Genomic DNA, 18016 nt, shown 5'->3' with positions numbered 1-18016 from the left:
ATGGACGGGCTGAAGCTGCTGGTCGTCGGGAGGCACGGGGAGCCCGGCGACACCGAGACGAGCGAGCTCACGAAGATCCTCGCCGACTGCGACTGCCAGCCGGTCGTCTCCTCCCACCCGGAGATCCTCGCCGGGCTGCACGACGGCCTCGAACCCGATCTCCTGCTCCTGCACGCCGAGCTGACCACGCGGGAGGTGGCGGTGCTGCGGGAGCGGTGGCAGCACCTGCGCACCCCGCCGGGTGTGCTGATCTACTGCGGATCCGACCACCTGCTCCTCGACCCGCATCTGGAGCAGGGACTGGACTTCCTGCTCCCGCCGTTCACGTCGGCCCTGGTGCGGACCCGGCTCGCGCTGGGAAACCAGAGCCGCTGCCTGGTCCGCACCGTCGACGAACTGGACCCGTCGATGAGCCTGCTCCTGCACGACCGCGACCTGAAGATCGGCAGGCAGATCCAGCAGGGTTTCCTGCCCGCCGAACTGCCCTGCCCGCAGGGCTGGGAGGTGGCGGCCGGATTCGAACCGGCCCGCGAAGTCTCCGGCGACTTCTACGACGGCTTCACCATGGCCGGCGGACGGCGCTCGGCGTTCCTGGTCGCGGACGTCTGCGACAAGGGGATCGGCGCGGCCCTCTTCATGGCGCTGATGCGCACCCTGCTGAGATACTCCGCGCAGAATCTCTGGTCCGGCGCGCTGGCACCCTTCCTGATGCCGACCGACCAGGTCTTCCTCGGCTCACCCGGCATCGGCGCGGTCCCCCTGCTCGCCTCGGTGCGCGGCGCCAACCAGTACCTCACCGCCAATCACCTCCAGCAGGCGTACTTCGTCACGTTGTTCTTCTGCGTGGTGGACCCCGCCTCCGGCCGGATCATCTACATCAACGCCGGGCACAACCCTCCGGTGCTGCTCCGCGCCGCCGGGGGCCACCGCCTGCTCAGACCGACCGGGCCGGCCGTCGGGCTGTGGTCCGACGCCGTCTTCACCATCGCGAGCGTCACCCTCGCGCCGGCGGACGCGCTGTTCGTCTACACCGACGGCGTCACCGAGGCGAGGAACCCCGCCAAGGAGCTGTACGGCCTGCCCCGCCTGGTCAAACTGCTGACCAGTATGCCGGGCGCACCGGCGAACCTGCTGGTCAGCGGGGTCCTGGAGGACGTGCAGGCGCAACGGGGCCGGGCCGCGCAGTCGGACGACATCACGATGCTCGCCCTCCGGAGGTGTTGGTGACCTACAACCAGGCACGAATCGTGACCGTCTCCTCGCCGTACGGCGGGACCGGCAAGACGTCCATGGCCGTGAACGTCGGGGCCCTGGCCGCGCGCAACGGCCTGCGGGTGGCCATCGTGGACACCGCCATGCAGTCACCCGGCCTGGCCAACGCGCTGGGGGCGGCGGCGGCGAGGTCACTCGCCGACTATCTGTCGGGAGACTGCGAGATCACGAACACCGTCCTGCACCTGCCGCCCGAGTCCGCCGGCGAGGGCGCGCTGTTCGCCGTGGCCGCCTGCCGCGGCCAGCAGAACGCGGTGGGCGCGCTGGTCGGCGGCTACGATCCCGGCCTGCTCGTCGAGGGCTGCCGCGAGCTGATCGACTGCCTGGATCTCGACCTGCTCCTGCTGGACACCCCGCCCGGCCTCAACACCGAGGCGATCGTCTGCATGGGCATGGCCGACGCCAACCTGCACATCGACCGGATCCGCGGCCAACGGTCGCTGCAGGGGCTGCCGCCCTCGCTGCTGGTGGTCAACATGGTGCCGGAGCCGATGACCGACCTGGAGGTGCTCGACAACGCCCGATCCGCCTACGGGAACGTTCCAGTCGTCATTCTCCGTTATGTCGCCGAGTTCGCCGCCATTCGGCCGGGCGAGGTGTTCGTGTCCGTCCATCCCGCGCACGAGGTGGCGCTCAGGATTCAGTCGCTCACCCGGGCGTTGACCGGTCGGTCACTACCCGAGTACACGCCGCACACTTATATATTTTAAGCTTTCCATCATATTAAGGCTGACCGGTTTAATGGGAGGAAAGCGCATTCCTTGCGCGTGCGATTGGGCTGCCGCCCACTTCCAGGTCGCTTCTCGACAGGATCACCGGTCAGATGTATTTTGAGCTGTGGCCCTAAACAGGGCACCTGTGGACGTATCGGAAAGGGGTCGGCCAACAGGATTCGGCCCACCTTGGGGACTCAGTTCTCGGCAACTTGGGGTACAGAACATCCGACATCGAAAGGGGGCTGCGGTGTGGCGTCAGGCGAACAGGGACATAGCCGACTCGAACCGTCATCGCAGATCGCCAGCATAATACGGGAAGAATCGCTGCAGGAGTTCTGTGAAGAACTTCTGGCACCGCTGAGCAGGCGCGACCAGCGACGGTGGGGATGGATGTATATTCGGGGCCTCCTCCTTTCCGCAGGCCGTAAGTCGATGAGCAACATAGCCGCGACTTCACAGCAGCCGGCGTCCCAGCAGAACCTGCAACAGTTCGTCAGCAACTCGACGTGGCCATGGGAGGAGGTCAGGCGGCGACTGGCACGGATTGTCTGCCAGAATCTCAAGGCCACGGCCTGGGTTATTTCACCTCTCGTCATCCCCAAGGCAGGAAACAATACGGTCGGCGTTGACACGCAGTTCATCTCGCACCTGGGAAAGCTCGTCAACTGCCAGCGGGCCCTCGGCATCTGGTTCGCCAAACCGGGTGTGAGCTGCCCGATGGACTGGCATCTGATCCTGCCTCCGAACTGGACGGACGACGCCTTCCGGCGGCGGCGCGCCGCCATCCCCGCGGACATCAAGAGCACGCCCGCCTGGGGAATCGGCGTCGACGCGCTGATCACCATCATCAATGACTGGGGACTCCCCATACGTCCTGTGGTCATGGATGCGCGCGAGGCCGAGGCGACGGAAATGATACGCGAACTCCAGCGGCTGCACATCCCTTTCATCGTTCGGGTCAACCGAATGACTCAGTTCGTGCAGGCCGCTCGTAACGGAACCCGCAGAAGCAGTGACGACCAGCACTCGGCGGAATCGCTGGCCCGGTTCCTGAAAGAACAGCGCAGGGTCGTGCAGTGGCAAGATAGCGAGCAGGGCTCACAACAGGGCGTGCTGGCCGCCGCCGTCCATGTCGATCTGCCGGACGAGGGCCGGGTGGAGATGAACCCTCCCAGCCCCGCCTTCGTACCGATAAGTAATGAACTGTCATCGGGGCAACCGACGTTCGTCCTCATCGCGGAGTGGCGGGACTCGGTTCAGGGCAGGCCGAGCTTCTGGGTTTCCAACATCACCCGTATGTCGGTGGGCTCGCTGCTGAACTGCGCGAACCTTACCCGTCAGGTCTATCGGGACCAGGAGCAGATCAGCAGGCGCGTCGGTCTGTACGACTTCGAGGGTAGGTCATTCAACGGATGGCACCGGCACGTCACCCTCGTCTCGGCGGCGCACGCGTACGTCTCGCTCAATTGCCTGCACCCGCTCTTCAACGGCTTTCCGGAAATGCGGAGCATGCCGCTGGCGTGGAATGCCAGATCGCCCTGGCAGGAGACCTGAATTGTAATACGGTGTGAACATCTGCGAACAGTTCTGTCAGTGAACACCAGGTCAGAATCGATCGAGGTCACGTGATGACGGACGACAAGCTGAGTGCGCTGCTCCGAGACGTCCTGCGACTGGAGCGCGACATCAGGCGACACCCGGGCTTTTCCGAGGAGACCGCACGCCGGCTGCGCGACAGCGTGATCGCGCCGCTGCGCGGGGTCGCCGGAACGCCGGCGGACGGCGCCGACGACTCCGGCCCGCCGGAGACCCGGCTGTGGACGCTGGCCAGGACCGCGACGGAGCTGCGGGTCCAGGCCGCCGGTCAGGCGAGCACGGCGCTGAAGGAGGCCACCGCGACGCTCCAGGCGTTGTCCCTCCAGGCGTCGCACGACGAGGACGCCGGCACCGCCGAGAAGCGCCTCGCCGAACTCCGCGACCTCTCCGCCGGGCTCGACAGCGAGATCGAGGTGGCGCGGGACGGCCCCTACCTCGCCACCAACGTCGAACTGCACACCTGGCTGGGCGAGCCCCTCACCACCGCCCCGCAGGTCGCGCTGTGCCGGTGCGGCGCCTCGGCGGCCAAGCCGCTCTGCGACGGCAGCCACACCCGGACCGGCTTCTCCGGCGACAAGGATCCCAAACGGGTCCCCGACGAACGCGAGGCCTACCCGGGAGTCCAGGTCACCGTGCTGGACAACCGCGGGACCTGCGCCCACTCCGGGTTCTGCACCGACCGGCTCGCGACGGTGTTCCGGCTCGGCCAGGAGCCCTTCGTCGCGCCGAGCGGCGGCCGGATGGACGAGATCGTCTCGGCGGTCCGCGCCTGTCCCTCCGGCGCGCTGAGCTTCGCGCTCGACGGGCGGGAGCAGCGCCAGGTGGTCGACGAGACCAGGAAGCCGGCCATCGAGGTCTCCAAGGACGGGCCGTACCGGATCACCGGGGCGATCCGCCTGGTCGAGGACGGCGGCGCCGAGCCGCAGCGCAACCAGGGAGCCTCGCTCGAACACTACAGCCTGTGCCGCTGCGGGCACTCACTGAACAAGCCCTTCTGCAGCGGCATGCACTGGAACACCCCGTTCAAGGACCCGGTGCGCGACCCCGACGTCGAGGAGACGCTCTTCGAGTGGGTCGGCGGCCTGCCCGCGCTCACCCGGATGACCCGCCTGTTCTACGAGAAGTACGTCCCGCAGGACCCGCTCATCGGCCCGCTGTTCGCGAGCATGGCCCCGGATCACCCGATCCGGGTGGCCAAGTGGCTCGGCGAGGTCTTCGGCGGCCCGCACGCCTACACCCACGACTACGGCGGCTACGACCGGATGATCTCGCAGCACATGGGGAAGGGCCTGACGGAGGACCAGCGGGCCCGCTGGGTCTCGCTCATGTGCCTCGCCGCCGACCAGGCGGGCGTGCCGAACGACGCGGAGTTCCGCGCCGCCTTCGTCGCCTATCTCGAATGGGGCTCGCGGATCGCGGTGGAGAACTCCCAGACCGCGGCCAAGCCGCCGAAGAGCATGCCGGTGCCGCGCTGGTGGTGGGTGTGCAACGCGACCCCCGGCGCGCGGGTCTCCGCGCTGGCCGTACAGGAGGAGGAAGAGCCGGTGACGCTCCCCGCCCCCGGCGACGACGTCAGGTACGGGGAGCACATCAAGCCCCTGTTCAGGGCTCGCGACCGGAATGCCATGAAATTCGCCTTGGATTTGTGGTCCTATACGGACGTGAAATCGCATGCGCCCGAAATTCTGAGCCGTTTACGCAGCGGTTCCATGCCCTGCGACGGCGCCTGGCCCAAGGACCGGATCGCCGTATTCGCGCGCTGGCTGGAGACGGACATGCCGGAATAGCCGGGCGGTCAGTAACCGCGGACGCGGGTAAGGCGTATCCGCAGGGGCACGGGATACGCCTTCGCGAACACGTCGACGCTGCCGCTGATTCGCGCGATCCCCTCGCGATACTTCTCCAGATAGTCTGGATAGTGGATCACCGGCGGGTTGCCGGCCACCGGCTCGGCCTCGCCGGTCAGCACGATGATGTCGCCACCGGCACCGTCTCCGTCGAAGTTGAAGGAGACCCGCGGACGCTCCCTGACGTGGTCGAGCCGCTTCGCGTCGGCCCGGTTGTAGACCAGGACCCCGTCGGCGCCGTCCCAGAGGAACCACACCGGATTGGGCTGCGGCGTGAGGTCGCGCCCCACGGTCGTCAGCCAGATCACCGTCTCTTCCCCAAGCCGCCGACGCACACGCTCACCGAAGGGAGAGGAGTTTCCTGGAATAACATTCATCGGCCCATCGTAGGCCAATGAAGCGCGTCGATACAGCTCGCTCTCCCTGCTGTTCAACGTAATTTACACGAACCGTTCGATGACACACGACCACGTGCCGTCATATTAAGTTTAACGTTATTCGGCGACCGCACACCGCCGTCTCACCACCATAGGCTGGGGCATCACCACAGCCCTCGCATCGCCATGACCCGAGTACCACCACGGCCGTCGCATCGCCAAAGCCGGAGCACCACCACAGCCCTCGCATCGCCATGACCGGAGCACCACCACGGCCGTCATATCGCCACAGGCGGGGGGCTGCCATGGCTGAGGCGCTGTTCCGGTTCCAGGGGTTGTGCGATGAGCCTGCCGATGGGGTCCGAGCCGGCTGGCCGACCCTGTGGCATCCGCGCATCCGGCCGGCCGGCGACAGGACACCGACTCCGCGCAGGGAGGTTGTTTTATCGTTTTTCGATGCTATGGTGATGGCGTTCTTATTGAAAAACGATAAGGAGTGGTTTAGGTGAGCACACCTTCACCATCGCGGGAAGCGCCGCCCCCGACGAAAGACCGCTGGTTCGGCCGCCTGCACGTGCTGCTCCAGACCGGAATCGTGTTCGGCCTGCTGGCAGTCGCCGCAGGGGTGCTGGCGAGCGTCCTGACGGCGCTGCCGGGCTCCCACTACAAGGACTACGGAGTCCAGGGCCTGTGGCCGGCCAAGGCGGAGGTCACGCTCGACGGGGCGCTCACCCCCGGCACCGAGGTCGTCGAGACGTCCATCAGGATGAGCCTGCACAACGCCGACCACGCCCCCGTCGTAGCGTTGCTGAACCTGCTGGACTCGCTACCCGGCATGCTGACGGCGCTGCTGACCCTCTTCTGGCTGCTGCGGATCACCACCTACTGCCGCTACAGCGACCGGGCCCTGTTCTCCACGACCACCGCCTCCTACCTGCGGAAGATCGGTTCTGTCCTCATCATCGGATCCCTGGTGTCCTTCGCGCTGAGCGCGGCGGCCAAGGCCATCGCGACCGGCCTCATGACCACCGGCGGCTACCTGCTGCCGGCGCTCGACGACCTCCCGGTCGGGGTGATGTTCGTCGGGGTGGGGGTGTTCGTGGTGGCCGAGGTCATCCGGCGCGGGCTCGTCATGTTCGACGAACTGGAGGGCACGATCTGAATGCCGCCCGGTGAATCCGGCGGCAGCATCGTGATCCGTCTCGACGAAGTCCTCGCCGCCCGGGGGATGACCCTGACCGAACTCTCCCAACGTGTCGAGGTGACCATCGCCAACCTGTCGATCCTCAAGACCGGCAAGGGAAAGGCCATCCGCTTCTCCACCCTCACCCGCCTGTGCGAGGTCCTCGACTGCCAGCCCGGCGACCTCCTCCACTACACCCCGCCGTCGCCGGATGACGCCTGACCGCCGCCGCCCCGAACCGTCCCCGGCGAACACCGGCGTCGGTACCGAAGATCCACGCCGGCATTCCAGTCGTTACGGCGGCCGGCCCCCTCACCTGAGTAGCGTGAACCCACGGACCGCGCCACGTACGGCGCGCGGTGCCGGCGTGGCATGCCGTACGACGTAGGAGGAAATCCCCCCATGGAGAACTTCATCCGGGTAAGGGCAGATCGCGGTGGGTCTGAGGTGGTCGTCTGGTGGACCGGAGACGTCTACGCCTGGACCCCGTACGGCGGGCCGCACCACCTGTTCGGCTTCGAAGGGATCAACCTGGCCCGTGCGGTCACCGTGGAGGGCGGCTACGAGTTACTCAGCAGGGAGGCGGCGTTCTACCTCGACCCGCGTTCCCGGGAGATCCTCGACGAATGGGACAACCCGATCAGCGGTGAACGGGTCGATGTGCTGCAGGTGTGGAACGACCCGGTCAACCAGCGGTGGCTGGCCGACGGCCCGCGGGGTCCGTTCCGGGTGCCGGTGACGCGGATCGGCGAGAACATGGTGTTCAACACCGACATCCTGCTGGCCTATCCGTCGCCGCTGCCGGTCGCCGAGTTCCCCGACAACTCGGGCGACGACACCTACCGGGCGATGGAGCTCTTCCAGTTCTTCGCCAGGGCCGCCGACGTGGAGGATCCGGCGCGGGAGAACGTGCCCTGCACCTTCTCCTGGTCGCGGGTGTCGCCCTGGCTGCCCTGGATGCGGATGGCCGACCGGCCCGGCGCGCTGGTCTACCACTGCCGGGGCGCGAAGATGGCCGACTGGGAGGCGGTCCCCGAGCACGTCCGCACGTACGTCGCCGAGCACCGGCCCGAGTTCGCGCACGCCCCCGAGAGCTGGTCGGCCCCCAACGAGACGAGCTGGACCTACTACAAGAAGCACACCGCCGGCTGAGACGGCCCCACCCCCTCGGCGCGGGTAACATGCGGCAATGATCCGATCCGCGACTCCAGCTGACATTCCGGCGATCATCGAGATGATCCGTGACCTGGCCGAATACGAGAAGGCCCGGCACGAGGTCCACACCACGGAAGACCAGCTCCAGGCCGTCCTCTTCGGTGCCGACCCCGCCGTCTTCGCGCACATCGCGGAGGACGACGGTACCGGCGACGTGGTCGGCTTCGCGCTGTGGTTCCGCAACTTCTCCACCTGGCGGGGCGTCCACGGGATCTACCTCGAAGACCTGTACGTCCGCCCGGACAGCCGGGGCGGCGGCCACGGCCGGGCCCTGCTCACCGGGCTGGCCCGGATCTGCGTGGCACGCGGCTACCAGCGGCTGGAGTGGTCGGTGCTCGACTGGAACGAGCCTTCGATCGGCTTCTACAAGTCGCTCGGCGCCGTCCCGATGGACGAGTGGACGACTTTCCGCCTCACCGACGAATCCCTGCGCCACCTGGCCGAATAGCCGACGACGAGCAACGGGCATCGGCTGCGCCGCCGGCGCGCTGTGGCGCCCGGGACACGGGCACCACAGGCGCGGTGCGACCGCCTGGGTGCGGCGGGAGGCTAGCGTGCCCACATGGGGCCGAGGAACGCGCCGCCGGTGGCGTCGAGCACGTTTCCGGTGATCCAGCGGGCGTCGTCCGAGGCGAGGAATGCGACGGCGTCGGCGATGTCGGCCGGCCGGCCGATCCTGCCGAGCGCGGTCAGGCCCGCCAAGACGGTCCGGGTCTCGGGGTTGTCCAGGGTGTCGGTCACCTCGGTGTCGGTGGCGCCGGGGCTCACCGTGTTCACCGTGATGCCGCGTTCGCCGAGCGCGTTCGCCAGCGTCCGGCTCATGACCTCCAGGGCGCCCTTGGTCATCGCGTAGGCGATCTGGCCGGGCAGGGCGACCCGCGTGGCGAGCGAGGAGATGGTGACGATGCGCCCGCCGTCGGGCATCAGCGGCAGTGTCGCCTGGATGAGGAACAGCGGCGCCTTCACGTTGATCGCGAAGACCTCGTCGAACTGGCCGGGGGTCAGCCGATCGACCGACCCGGCCCGCACCGTGTCCTGGTTCCCGCAGGCCGCGTTGTTGACCAGGATGTCCAGCGGCCGCCCATGAAGGCCCGCGGTCAGGCCGGTGAGCAACGTCCGCACGTCGCCGTCCGTGCCGAATTCCGCCTGGACCGGGAAGGCTTCGCCACCGGCCTGCTCGATCGTGGCCACCGTCTCCTTGGCCGCGTCGGCGTCACGGCTGTAGTGGACCGCCACCAGCGCGCCGTCCGCGGCCAGCCGCTGGGCGATGGCTCGGCCCATTCCCCGTGAGGCGCCGGTCACCAGCGCGGTCTTGCCCGTCAAGTCCGTCATATCGATCTCCTGGTCAGTGCTGGGCGATGACCACGAGGCTGGCAGGAACCGCTCACCACGCACCCACCACTCACTCACCACCCGCACACCGCCCTTCACCGTCCACCGGCGTTGAACGCGGCCACCGCGGCCAGATCCTCAGCCGAGGCGGCGGCGGCCGGGCGATCTCCGTACGCGCGCGCGGTGGCGAGGGCCTGCCGGTAGCGGAAGCGGGCCTGGCCGGCGTCCTGTTCGGCCTCCGCGACCCGGCCGAGGCCGGTGAGGATCCGCCAGCGCGTCCGCGCGGCGCCCATCGATGCCCGGGCGCAGCCTCGCAGCGCCCGGTCGTACAGCTCGCGGGCGGCCGGCAGATCGCCGCGCAGGCGCGCGACGTCCGCGAGCCCGCGCTGGGCACCGGCCTGGGTCTCGGGCGTTCCGGTACGGCGGGCGAACTCGATGGCGCGCTCGTACTCCGCGCGCGCGGCGAGCAGCCGGCCGGCGTCGGCCAGCCCGTCGGCGTTCCTGACGAGCAGCCTGGTCAGGTCTTCCACCGCGCCCAGCCGTCCCGCCAGGTCGATGGCCTCCGCCATCAGCGCGGCGAACTCCGTCTCGTCCGCGAGCCCGGCCAGCTGTTCCAGGGCGGCGAGGACTCCCCAGCGGTCCCCCGTCCCGCGGAACCCCTCCAGCGCGGCACGGAACGCCCGCTCGGCGGTGTCCCGCTCGCCGCCGAGGAGGCTCCTGGCCCCTGATTCCAGGCGGGTGAACGCGTGAGACCACGGATCGGCGGGGACCTCCCCGTCCGCGCGGCAGGGGCCGTTCACCATGAGCCGCAGGACGCGCAGGAACGGGTATCGGAGACGCCGATCGGCAAGGCGCTCCAGATGATCGCGCAGTCGCTGATCGTGCACGTTGTCGGCGACCGCGGCGTGCGCCAGGCACAGCGTGTACTCCTCTTCGAGACCGGCGGGCGGCTCGTCGCCGATCGTGATGAGCAGGCCGGCGGCCACCACGGCTCGCTCTCCGGGCAGTCCCCGCAACTGCCCCTGCCACGACAGGGCGGCGAGCAGGCGGAGCCCGAGCGTGGGGTCGGCCCCCGCCGCCCAGTGGAGCGCCGCGTGGAAGTTGCCGCGTTCGGCGTCGAGGCGGGCCAGCCACGTCAGCTGGTCAGGGCCGCGCAGGTGCGGCTCGGCGACCCGGGCCAGTTCGAGGAAGTACGCCGCGTGGGCCGCCCTCACCTGTTCCCGCTCGCCATCGCCGGCCAGCCGCTCGGCGCAGAACTCATGGACGGTCTCCAGCATGCGGTACCGGCCCCCGCCGGCCTCCACCAGGGACTTGTCGACGAGGTCGGCGAGCAGTTCGACGACCTCGTCCTCGGACGGCCCGCAGACCCGGGCGGCCGCCTGGAGCGGCGCGCCGCCGCTGAAGACCGTCAGCCGCGCGGCCAGCGCCTGTTCGGGGCGGCTCAGCAGGTCCCAGCTCCACCCGACGACCGAGCGGAGCGTCCGGTGTCGGGGCGCCGCCGAAGGATCGCCGCGCGACAGGAGCCGGAACCGGTCGTCCAGCCGGGCCTCGACCTCCTCGAGCGTCAGCGACCGCAGCCGCGCGGCCGCGAGCTCGATCGCCAGCGGCAGTCCGTCCAGCGCCCGGCAGACCCGCAGCACCGCGTCGACGTTGGCGTCGTCGATCAGGAAACCGGGCCGCACGGCGGCGGCCCGGTCGGCGAACAGTCGCACCGCCGGATGGCCGAGCGCCTCCGGGCCGCCGCCGTCCAGGGGCAGCGGCGGGACCGGGTGCAGCGTCTCCCCGGTGAGGCCCAGCCTCTCCCTGCTGGTGACCAGGATCCGCAGGTCCCGGCAGGCCGCCAGCAGCCGACGGGCGAGCGTGGCGACCTCGGCGACGACGTGCTCGCAGTTGTCCAGGACGAGCAGCACCCGCCGATCGGCCAGCCCCGCGATCAGCCGTTCCACGGGGTCGAGCGGACCGGACAGCGCGGGCACCAGCCCGGCCTCGCGCAGGCCCAGCGCGTTGATCAGGACCTGCGGGACGGCCGCGCCGTCGGCGAGCGGGGCCAGGTCGACGAAGCGGACCTCATCCTGCTCCCGCCCGGCTGCCTCGACCGCCAGCCGGGTCTTGCCGACCCCGCCGGGCCCGGTGAGCGTGACCAGACGTCGCTCGCCGAGCAGCGCGCGGACGCGTCCGAGGTCGCCGTCGCGCCCCACGAAACTGGTGAACTGGGCCGGAACGCCGCCTCCCGCCGGCTCGGCGGGCGAGGGCCCGGCGCGCAGCACCGCCAGGTGCACACCGCCGAGCTCGGGGGAGGGATCGACACCGAGCTCCTCCGCCAGCGTCCGCCGCGCGTCTTCGAACACCTGGAGCGCCTCGGCCTTCCGGCCGCTCCCGTACAGGGCCCGCATGAGCTGTCCGCGCAGCCGTTCCCGCAGTGGATGCGCCGCCACGATCTCCGGCAGCTCGGCCGCCAGGTCGCGGTGCTCACCGTCCGCCAACCGCGCCTCGACCAGGTCTTCGAGTACGGCGACCCGCAACTCCTCCAGCCTGGCGGCCTGCTCCCCGGCGAAGGGCGCGTCGATGACGTCGGCCAGCGCCGGCCCCCGCCACAGACCCAGAGCCTCGCCCAGGAGCCGGGCGGCGCCAGTGTGATCTCCGGCGGCGAGCACCTGCCGCCCTTCGCCGGCGAGCCGCTCGAATCGGTGCACGTCGACGTCGTCGGGATCGACGAGCACCCGGTATCCGGCGGGACCGAACTGGAGCAGATCCCCTGTTTCGCCCGCGGCTCCGAGCCGGTGGCGCAGCCGGGACACCTGGGACTGCAGGGCGTGCGCCGCACCGCTCGGCGCCTGCGGGCCGTACAGGCCCTCGACGAGTCGCCGCACGCCCATCGTCTGGCCCGCGTTCAGCAGCAGCAGCGCCAGCAGCGCGCGCAGTTGCGGTCCGCCGGCGGCGACCGTCTCGCCATCGGCGGACCACACTCCCAAGGCCCCCAGGACACCGAACCGCACGGCAGGCAGGATGGTCAGGCGCCGGTGCGGGCGGGGAGAGGTCGTGGGTCCGCGGGGCGGGCCTTCATGCCGACGATCAGCGGCTGGGCACTCGGCCTGCGCTGTGCGATCATCGCTCCCCCCATCGATCGGTCCACTGGCAGCAAGCCTATTGGCAGGCGGCGAGAGTCCAGCGGGGGCCGTGGGGGGTGTCCTCCACCACGACGCCGCCGGCGAGCAGGGCCTCGCGCAGCGCGTCCGCCGCGCCGTACCGGCCCTGTTCGCGTAGGTGCGACCGGACCGTGAGCAGCGGTTCGACCAGCGGGGCGAGCCGGTCGCGCGGGTCACGCGGGTCGGCCAGGCGGCCGAGGCCCGAGATCAATCGCCGCAGCACCTCGCGCGCCTGGTCGACGCCGCCCTCGTCCTCTTCAGTGTCGGCCGCCCATTTCGTGATGTTCCCCTCCAGATCGAGTACGGCCTGCGTCGCGGCCTCGGTGTCGCCCGCGCCCATGGCCTCCTCGAAGCGCCGGCCGCACGCGCCGGTCACCTCGGCCAGGGTGATCTGCGACATGGGGGTCGCGGGCGGCGGCTCGGGGGCGGCGTCCAGCGTCCGCCCTTCGATCAGGGATCGGAGCCGCGCCAGGTCGAGCACGGTGCCGGCGGGCAGCACCGCCTGCGAGCCGGCGCGCCGGACGGTCAGCCCTCCGCGCCCGCTCACCCGGATCTCGCCGGTCAGCAGGTCGGTGACGACAGCGGTGTGCTCGTCGATGCCCAGCACCGCGGCGTCCGGGGGGAGGTCGCGCTCCATCCGGGAGAGCCGCCGCTCGCCGAGGTAGCAGAAGCGGGTGTCGTGCGTGCCGCCTTCGGCGTTGTCGTAGTGCGGGATCACCACCGCGCGCAGGCCGAGCACCCCGAGCAGGTCCAGCCCTTCGCGCCAGTGGGGCTCGGCGCCGACCTTGTAGATCTCGTACACCGGCACCGTCGCGAGGCCCGCCGTACAGGCCGCCGCCGAGGCCAGCACGGTCGCGCCGGCCCGCGCGCGGATCCGGGCCCGCAGGTCGCCCGCGACCTCGGTCTCGTTCCACCGGTCCAGCGCGTAGGTCGGGCTGCCCGGACCGGAGAACACCCAGTCGGCCGTGCCGACGTCCGAGCCGGCGGTCACCGTCAGGCCCACGCTGTGCGCGAAGTATCGCCGCGCGCGAGCGGAGATGTCGGCCGCGTTCTCCTGAAACGCGTACGGCGTGTCCAGCAGTACGGCCCGCGGCCCGCCGCCGAGCCGGTGGACGACGGAACGATGGATCTCGACCATGGTCGGGCTGGTCTCACCCGATCCCATGAGCACCAGTATCCCGGGCCGGTCCCCCATGCGCGCTCTCCCTCTTTCGACCCGCTTCTCTCCTCCAGCCACCCACAGAAGGGCCGCCACGGCAATAGCGCTAATGCTTGTGGGATGCTGTTGCGTACTGGTCGCAGATGAGTGAGGGAGACAGGTGGAACAGCACGTGGCGGTCACGGTCGAGGCCCTGGTCCTGCGCGCGGACCACGGCGGCGGCTGGGCCTACCGCCGTCTCGTCACGACGCCGCAGCGGGGAGAGAGCCCCGACGAGGCCGCTCGCCGCCTGTCGGGCGTCGCCGGCTCGTCGAACGTGGTCCACTCCACGAGCTGGCGCTACCGGCCCGAAGGCCAGGTCGTGCTGACTTATGCGATATGCCCTGATCCGGCGCCCGAGCTGCCGGCCACCGGCCTGCCCCGGCTCGACATCGCCCGTGGCAGCTCCGCGTCGGCTCCGTCACCGGAGGACCTCGGGGTGCCGAACGTGGTCGCGCACGCCATCCGGCACCTGGCGTTCCTGATGGACACCGACCCGATCGTGCGGGAGGCGCTGCGGGAGGTCCCGGAGATCGCGGCGGCCCTGGACGGGCTCAGTCTCGCCCCGGCCGGCCGGTTCGATCCCACTCCCGCTTGAAAGACTGGCTTGCCTGACCGCCTTCGGGGTGACACGTTCGAAGTGACCTGCCGTCGAGCCGTGGGGGTGCTTCCGGCCGTGGACGTTCCTAAGCTGCCATTCGATCGCAACGATCCTCTCGACGTTCCGGAGGAGTATCGCGCGTTGCGGGTCACCGCGCCGGTGACCAGGGTTCGTACCCAGACGGGCGACCTCGCCTGGCTGGTCTCCGGCTACGAGGAGGCTCGGCAGGCGTTCGCCGACCCGCGGCTGGGCCGCTCGGCGCCCGACCCGGAACGCGCGGCCAGGATCTCCAACTCGGTGCTGCTCGGCGGGCCGCGCGGCGACGTCGCGACGGAGAAGGCCGAGCACGAGCGAATGCGCCGGATACTCGCCCCCGCGTTCTCCGCCCGCCGGATGAACGCGCTGCGGCCGCACGTTCAGGAGCTCGTCGACGAACTGCTCGACCGGATGGCCGAGCGTACGCCGCCGGTGGACCTGCGGGAGACGCTCTCCCTGCCGCTGCCCGTACTGGTGATCTGCGAGCTGCTCGGCGTGCCGTACGACGACCGGGAGTACTTCAGGAAGCTCGCCGACGCGATGGGCGACCTGGGCGACCCGGTGCGGGCGGGGGCGGCACTGGCCGAACTCGGCGAGTACGCCCGGCGGATCGTGGACGGCAAGCGCGGCGCTCCGGCGGCCGACGTGTTCTCCGACCTGGCCACCATGGACGCCTCCGAGGAGGAGATCTCCACGCTGGCGGCCGGGCTGCTGTTCGCCGGGCACGAGACGACGGTCAACCGGATCGACTACGGCGTGCTGCTGCTGCTCCGCAACCCGGCCCAGCGTGACGCGCTGATCGCCGATCCGGGGCTGGCCGACTCGACGGTGGAGGAGATCCTCCGGATGGCCGCGCCGGGGCACCACGGGCTGCCGCGCTACGCCCACGAGGACGTGACGATCGGCGGGGTGGCGATCGAACGCGGCGAGGCGGTGCTGATCTCCACCGCCGTCGCCAACCGCGACGAACGGGCCTTCGTGGAACCCGACCGGTTCGACATCGGCCGGGCGCCCGAGGATCCGCACCTGTCCTTCGGCTACGCGGCCAGATACTGCCTCGGGGCGAGCCTGGCCCGGGTGGAGCTGCGCACGGTGTTCGGCTCCCTGTTCCGCAGATTCCCCACGCTCGCGCTCGCGATCCCCTTCGAGGAGCTGCGGGAACGCGAAGCCTCCCTGACCGGTGGAGTGACCCGTATCCCGATCACTTGGGAATGACTCCCGATCACTACTTAATGTGATAGCAATATAGCTATCAGTGACCGGTAAGGCGTCCGGGGCTGAGTCGTATCCAAGCCGTGGAGATCGTCATGCTGGTAAGCATATTCGCCGTGGTCGCGGCCATGGGCGTGGTGGGAATCACCGCCATCCTGTTCAGGAAGCTCGACAAGGGGTCGGACGACCGCGATCCCGGCGGGCCGTCCAGCGGGCACGCCGGGGCGATGCTGTCCGCGCTGTTCCTGCTGGTGTTCGCGATCGCCATCATCGTGCCGTGGACCACGGCCGACACCGCCAGGCAGAACACCTTCGCCGAGAGCCAGGCCGCGGTGGAGACCTACTGGGCGGTCGCCGGTCTGCCTCCGTCCGTCGAGGCCCAGTTGCGGACCGGGCTGCGCGACTACGTCGACTTCGTGGTCGACGCCGAGTGGCGGATGATGGCCGGGGGCCGGCTCTCCAGCGAGGGCGCGACCCGCCTCGACACACTGCGGAACCAGGTCACCGCCGTGCAGGTGAACGACGACGACACGGCAGACGCCAAGACCCTCGTCCTCGATCACATCAAGGACATGTCGGCCGCCCGCAACCAGCGCGCCGCCGACGCCCAGACGACGCCGCCCGCCGGGCTGCTCACCCTGACGATCCTGACCGGTCTCGTCGTCATCCTCTTCCCGTTCCTCGCCGGTGCCCGGCCGCGTGGCCTGACGATCCTGCCGCTGCTGGCGATGGCCGCGATGCTCGGCTTCGGCATCTACATGACCTGGGACATCTCACACGTCTTCGCCGGGGCGCTGGCCGTCGGGCCCGACGCCTTCCTCAACGCGCTACAGGAGTTCCAGCGCATCGCCGGGGGCGCGTGACCATGCGAGTCCGCCGCGCGCCACTGATTCTCGCGGGGACGTTACTCCTGCTCTGCGTGGGCGAGCCCGCGATTGCCTCGCCCGGCCCGCCGGGGATCACGGTCTGCCTCGACGTCGACGCGCTGGTGCGCCTGGAGATCCAACTGGGCCACTGCTCACCGCCGCCCCCGCCTCCTCCGGCGTCGCTGCCCCCGTCCCCCTGCGAGTGCCCCTCACCGGCCCCCACCTCGGAGCCCACCCCTTCGCCTCCGCCCAGGCCGACTCCCACTCCGACCCCCACTCTGGCCCCCGAACCGACCCGAACCCCGACACCACCCACGACCCCGACCCCGCCTCCGACTCGACCCCCGATCCCGAGACCCGAGCCGACGCGGGCGCCTCAGCCCGTGGTCGTCGACCTGCCACCGAAATCACGGCCGACTCCCCGACCCACCCCGAGCCCCACACCCACCCGCACCCAGGCAGAGGCCCCGAGGCTGCGCGCCCAGCCCCAAGAGGCTCCCCAACGCCGCCGCAACCCGCTCTCCACGGTGCTCCTCATGGTCATCCTGACCACGGTCATCGCCTCCGCCACCGCTGTGGCCTTCGGCGCCATCAGATGACGGACGTGCCGGCCCGTTGCCCGGGCACCGGGCCGGCAGCCGATCCCGGCCTCGGCCCGGGCAGGCCGTACCCGGGCCGTTGTTCTCCGGCGTCCGCCGACGTGGCCGGCGAGCGCTGGTTAGACGCACCAGGCCACGTCGGATGTCACACGGGCGATCGTCCCCACCGTCCGGTGAAGGTGCGCACCGGGGGTGGGGCGTGTCCGGAGGTCGCTCGGGGTCGTCGCTCAGGCTCCTGGCTCGGGCCCGTCGCTCGGGGTCGTCGCTCGGGGTCGTCGCTCGGGGTCAGAGTCTGCCTGCGAGTTCCCGGTAGGTCTGACGGATGAAGAGCAGGCGTTCCAGCTGGAATCGCGATGGCTCGTCGGCCCGTGTCTCGCGCCCGCGGTCGGACCAGAAGGCCGCCTCCGGCACCTCCTCCTGGCCGGGCGGGATGAACTTGATGACCTCTTCGATCGCGGCGGCGGCCGTCGCCAGGGCCTGCCGTGCCTCGGCGGGCTCAGGCGGCACGTTGCCGGCCGTCAGGTCGGCCACCCAGAGCCACTCCCCCGCGTCGAGCAGCCGCGACGGCTCCCGGCCGCCGAACGTCGGGAAGGCGACGCCGGTCACCTCCCGCTCCGGCAGCCCGAACAGGAAACCCCGCTGCGCGCCGCAGCCCTCGCACCTGCCGGTGTAGCTGACGGTCGGCTCGCCGTCGGTTTCGACCGGCGCGTGCTCCCAGGCCGTGTCGACCGAGCCGCAGCCGTCGCATGGATGCAGGTCGAGGTACAGGTGTGCCTCGTCCCTGCTGCGCGCCACCGTGTACGCCATCGTGGTCCTCTCC

Annotated in this window: 16 protein-coding genes; 11 read left to right on the top strand and 5 right to left on the bottom strand. The window is 70.3% G+C overall.

Translation table 11 applies throughout. From position 1 onward, the window contains the following. From MBA17_RS39940 to MBA17_RS39925, 4 genes are all read left to right on the top strand, one after another. On the top strand, positions 1-1227 hold the full coding sequence (locus MBA17_RS39940) for a PP2C family protein-serine/threonine phosphatase (protein WP_238502955.1): 1227 nt from the start codon (positions 1-3) through the stop codon (positions 1225-1227). Beyond that, positions 1224-1982: a MinD/ParA family ATP-binding protein gene (locus MBA17_RS39935; protein WP_238502953.1), complete on the top strand. Its 759-nt coding sequence runs from the start codon at positions 1224-1226 to the stop codon at positions 1980-1982. The genes MBA17_RS39940 and MBA17_RS39935 overlap by 4 nt, the downstream gene beginning before the upstream one ends. Before the next feature lie 255 nt (positions 1983-2237). Further along, complete coding sequence (locus MBA17_RS39930) at positions 2238-3542, top strand: IS701 family transposase (RefSeq protein ID WP_455432944.1); 1305 nt, start codon at positions 2238-2240, stop codon at positions 3540-3542. 74 nt (positions 3543-3616) lie between these two features. Next, positions 3617-5371 (top strand): CDGSH iron-sulfur domain-containing protein, encoded by a 1755-nt coding sequence (locus MBA17_RS39925; protein ID WP_238502952.1) that lies wholly within the window; start codon positions 3617-3619, stop codon positions 5369-5371. A gap of 8 nt (positions 5372-5379) precedes the next feature. Here the strand turns inward: MBA17_RS39925 and MBA17_RS39920 are convergent, their stop codons facing one another. Next, positions 5380-5808 (bottom strand): TIGR03667 family PPOX class F420-dependent oxidoreductase, encoded by a 429-nt coding sequence (locus MBA17_RS39920; RefSeq protein ID WP_274386688.1) that lies wholly within the window; start codon positions 5806-5808, stop codon positions 5380-5382. A 505-nt stretch (positions 5809-6313) separates the two neighbouring features. On the opposite strand from MBA17_RS39920, the gene MBA17_RS50750 reads away from it, so the two are divergent. The 4 genes from MBA17_RS50750 to MBA17_RS39900 all read left to right on the top strand — a co-directional run bounded on the left by MBA17_RS50750 (position 6314) and on the right by MBA17_RS39900 (position 8654). Then, positions 6314-6970, top strand: coding sequence for a DUF2975 domain-containing protein (locus MBA17_RS50750; protein WP_238502950.1), 657 nt, complete (start codon positions 6314-6316; stop codon positions 6968-6970). Continuing rightward, on the top strand, positions 6971-7213 hold the full coding sequence (locus tag MBA17_RS39910) for a helix-turn-helix domain-containing protein (protein ID WP_238502949.1): 243 nt from the start codon (positions 6971-6973) through the stop codon (positions 7211-7213). It abuts the gene before it with no gap. 180 nt (positions 7214-7393) lie between these two features. Then, positions 7394-8143, top strand: coding sequence for a DUF1838 family protein (locus MBA17_RS39905; RefSeq protein WP_238502948.1), 750 nt, complete (start codon positions 7394-7396; stop codon positions 8141-8143). Positions 8144-8180: 37 nt separating this feature from the next. Continuing rightward, positions 8181-8654, top strand: a complete 474-nt coding sequence (locus MBA17_RS39900) for a GNAT family N-acetyltransferase (protein ID WP_238502947.1) — start codon at positions 8181-8183, stop codon at positions 8652-8654. A 101-nt stretch (positions 8655-8755) separates the two neighbouring features. Here the strand turns inward: MBA17_RS39900 and MBA17_RS39895 are convergent, their stop codons facing one another. The 3 genes from MBA17_RS39895 to MBA17_RS39885 all read right to left on the bottom strand — a co-directional run bounded on the left by MBA17_RS39895 (position 8756) and on the right by MBA17_RS39885 (position 13879). Continuing rightward, complete coding sequence (locus tag MBA17_RS39895; protein ID WP_238502946.1) at positions 8756-9538, bottom strand: SDR family NAD(P)-dependent oxidoreductase; 783 nt, start codon at positions 9536-9538, stop codon at positions 8756-8758. A gap of 95 nt (positions 9539-9633) precedes the next feature. Beyond that, positions 9634-12534: an ATP-binding protein gene (locus tag MBA17_RS39890; protein WP_238502945.1), complete on the bottom strand. Its 2901-nt coding sequence runs from the start codon at positions 12532-12534 to the stop codon at positions 9634-9636. A gap of 148 nt (positions 12535-12682) precedes the next feature. Next, on the bottom strand, positions 12683-13879 hold the full coding sequence (locus MBA17_RS39885) for a CysS/YqeB C-terminal domain-containing protein (RefSeq protein WP_238502944.1): 1197 nt from the start codon (positions 13877-13879) through the stop codon (positions 12683-12685). Between the two features lie 124 nt (positions 13880-14003). Here MBA17_RS39885 and MBA17_RS39880 point away from each other — a divergent pair, with 124 nt between their 5' ends. The 3 genes from MBA17_RS39880 to MBA17_RS39870 all read left to right on the top strand — a co-directional run bounded on the left by MBA17_RS39880 (position 14004) and on the right by MBA17_RS39870 (position 16594). Then, positions 14004-14480: a hypothetical protein gene (locus tag MBA17_RS39880; RefSeq protein ID WP_238502943.1), complete on the top strand. Its 477-nt coding sequence runs from the start codon at positions 14004-14006 to the stop codon at positions 14478-14480. Positions 14481-14558: 78 nt separating this feature from the next. Beyond that, positions 14559-15734 carry a cytochrome P450 gene (locus MBA17_RS39875; protein WP_238502941.1) on the top strand — a complete coding sequence of 392 codons (1176 nt, stop codon included), beginning with the start codon at positions 14559-14561 and terminating at the stop codon, positions 15732-15734. Between the two features lie 92 nt (positions 15735-15826). Further along, positions 15827-16594: a bestrophin-like domain gene (locus MBA17_RS39870; RefSeq protein ID WP_238502939.1), complete on the top strand. Its 768-nt coding sequence runs from the start codon at positions 15827-15829 to the stop codon at positions 16592-16594. 887 nt (positions 16595-17481) lie between these two features. Here MBA17_RS39870 and MBA17_RS39865 read toward each other — a convergent pair. Continuing rightward, positions 17482-18003 (bottom strand): hypothetical protein, encoded by a 522-nt coding sequence (locus tag MBA17_RS39865; RefSeq protein ID WP_238502938.1) that lies wholly within the window; start codon positions 18001-18003, stop codon positions 17482-17484. Positions 18004-18016: the final 13 nt, after the last annotated feature.

This window comes from Dolomitihabitans soli, from assembly GCF_022213955.1.
In the GTDB taxonomy this organism is placed as follows: domain Bacteria; phylum Actinomycetota; class Actinomycetes; order Streptosporangiales; family Streptosporangiaceae; genus Streptosporangium_A; species Streptosporangium_A soli.
The sequence above is the reverse complement of the archived record's forward strand: the minus strand, read 5'-3'. Positions and strand labels throughout refer to the sequence as shown.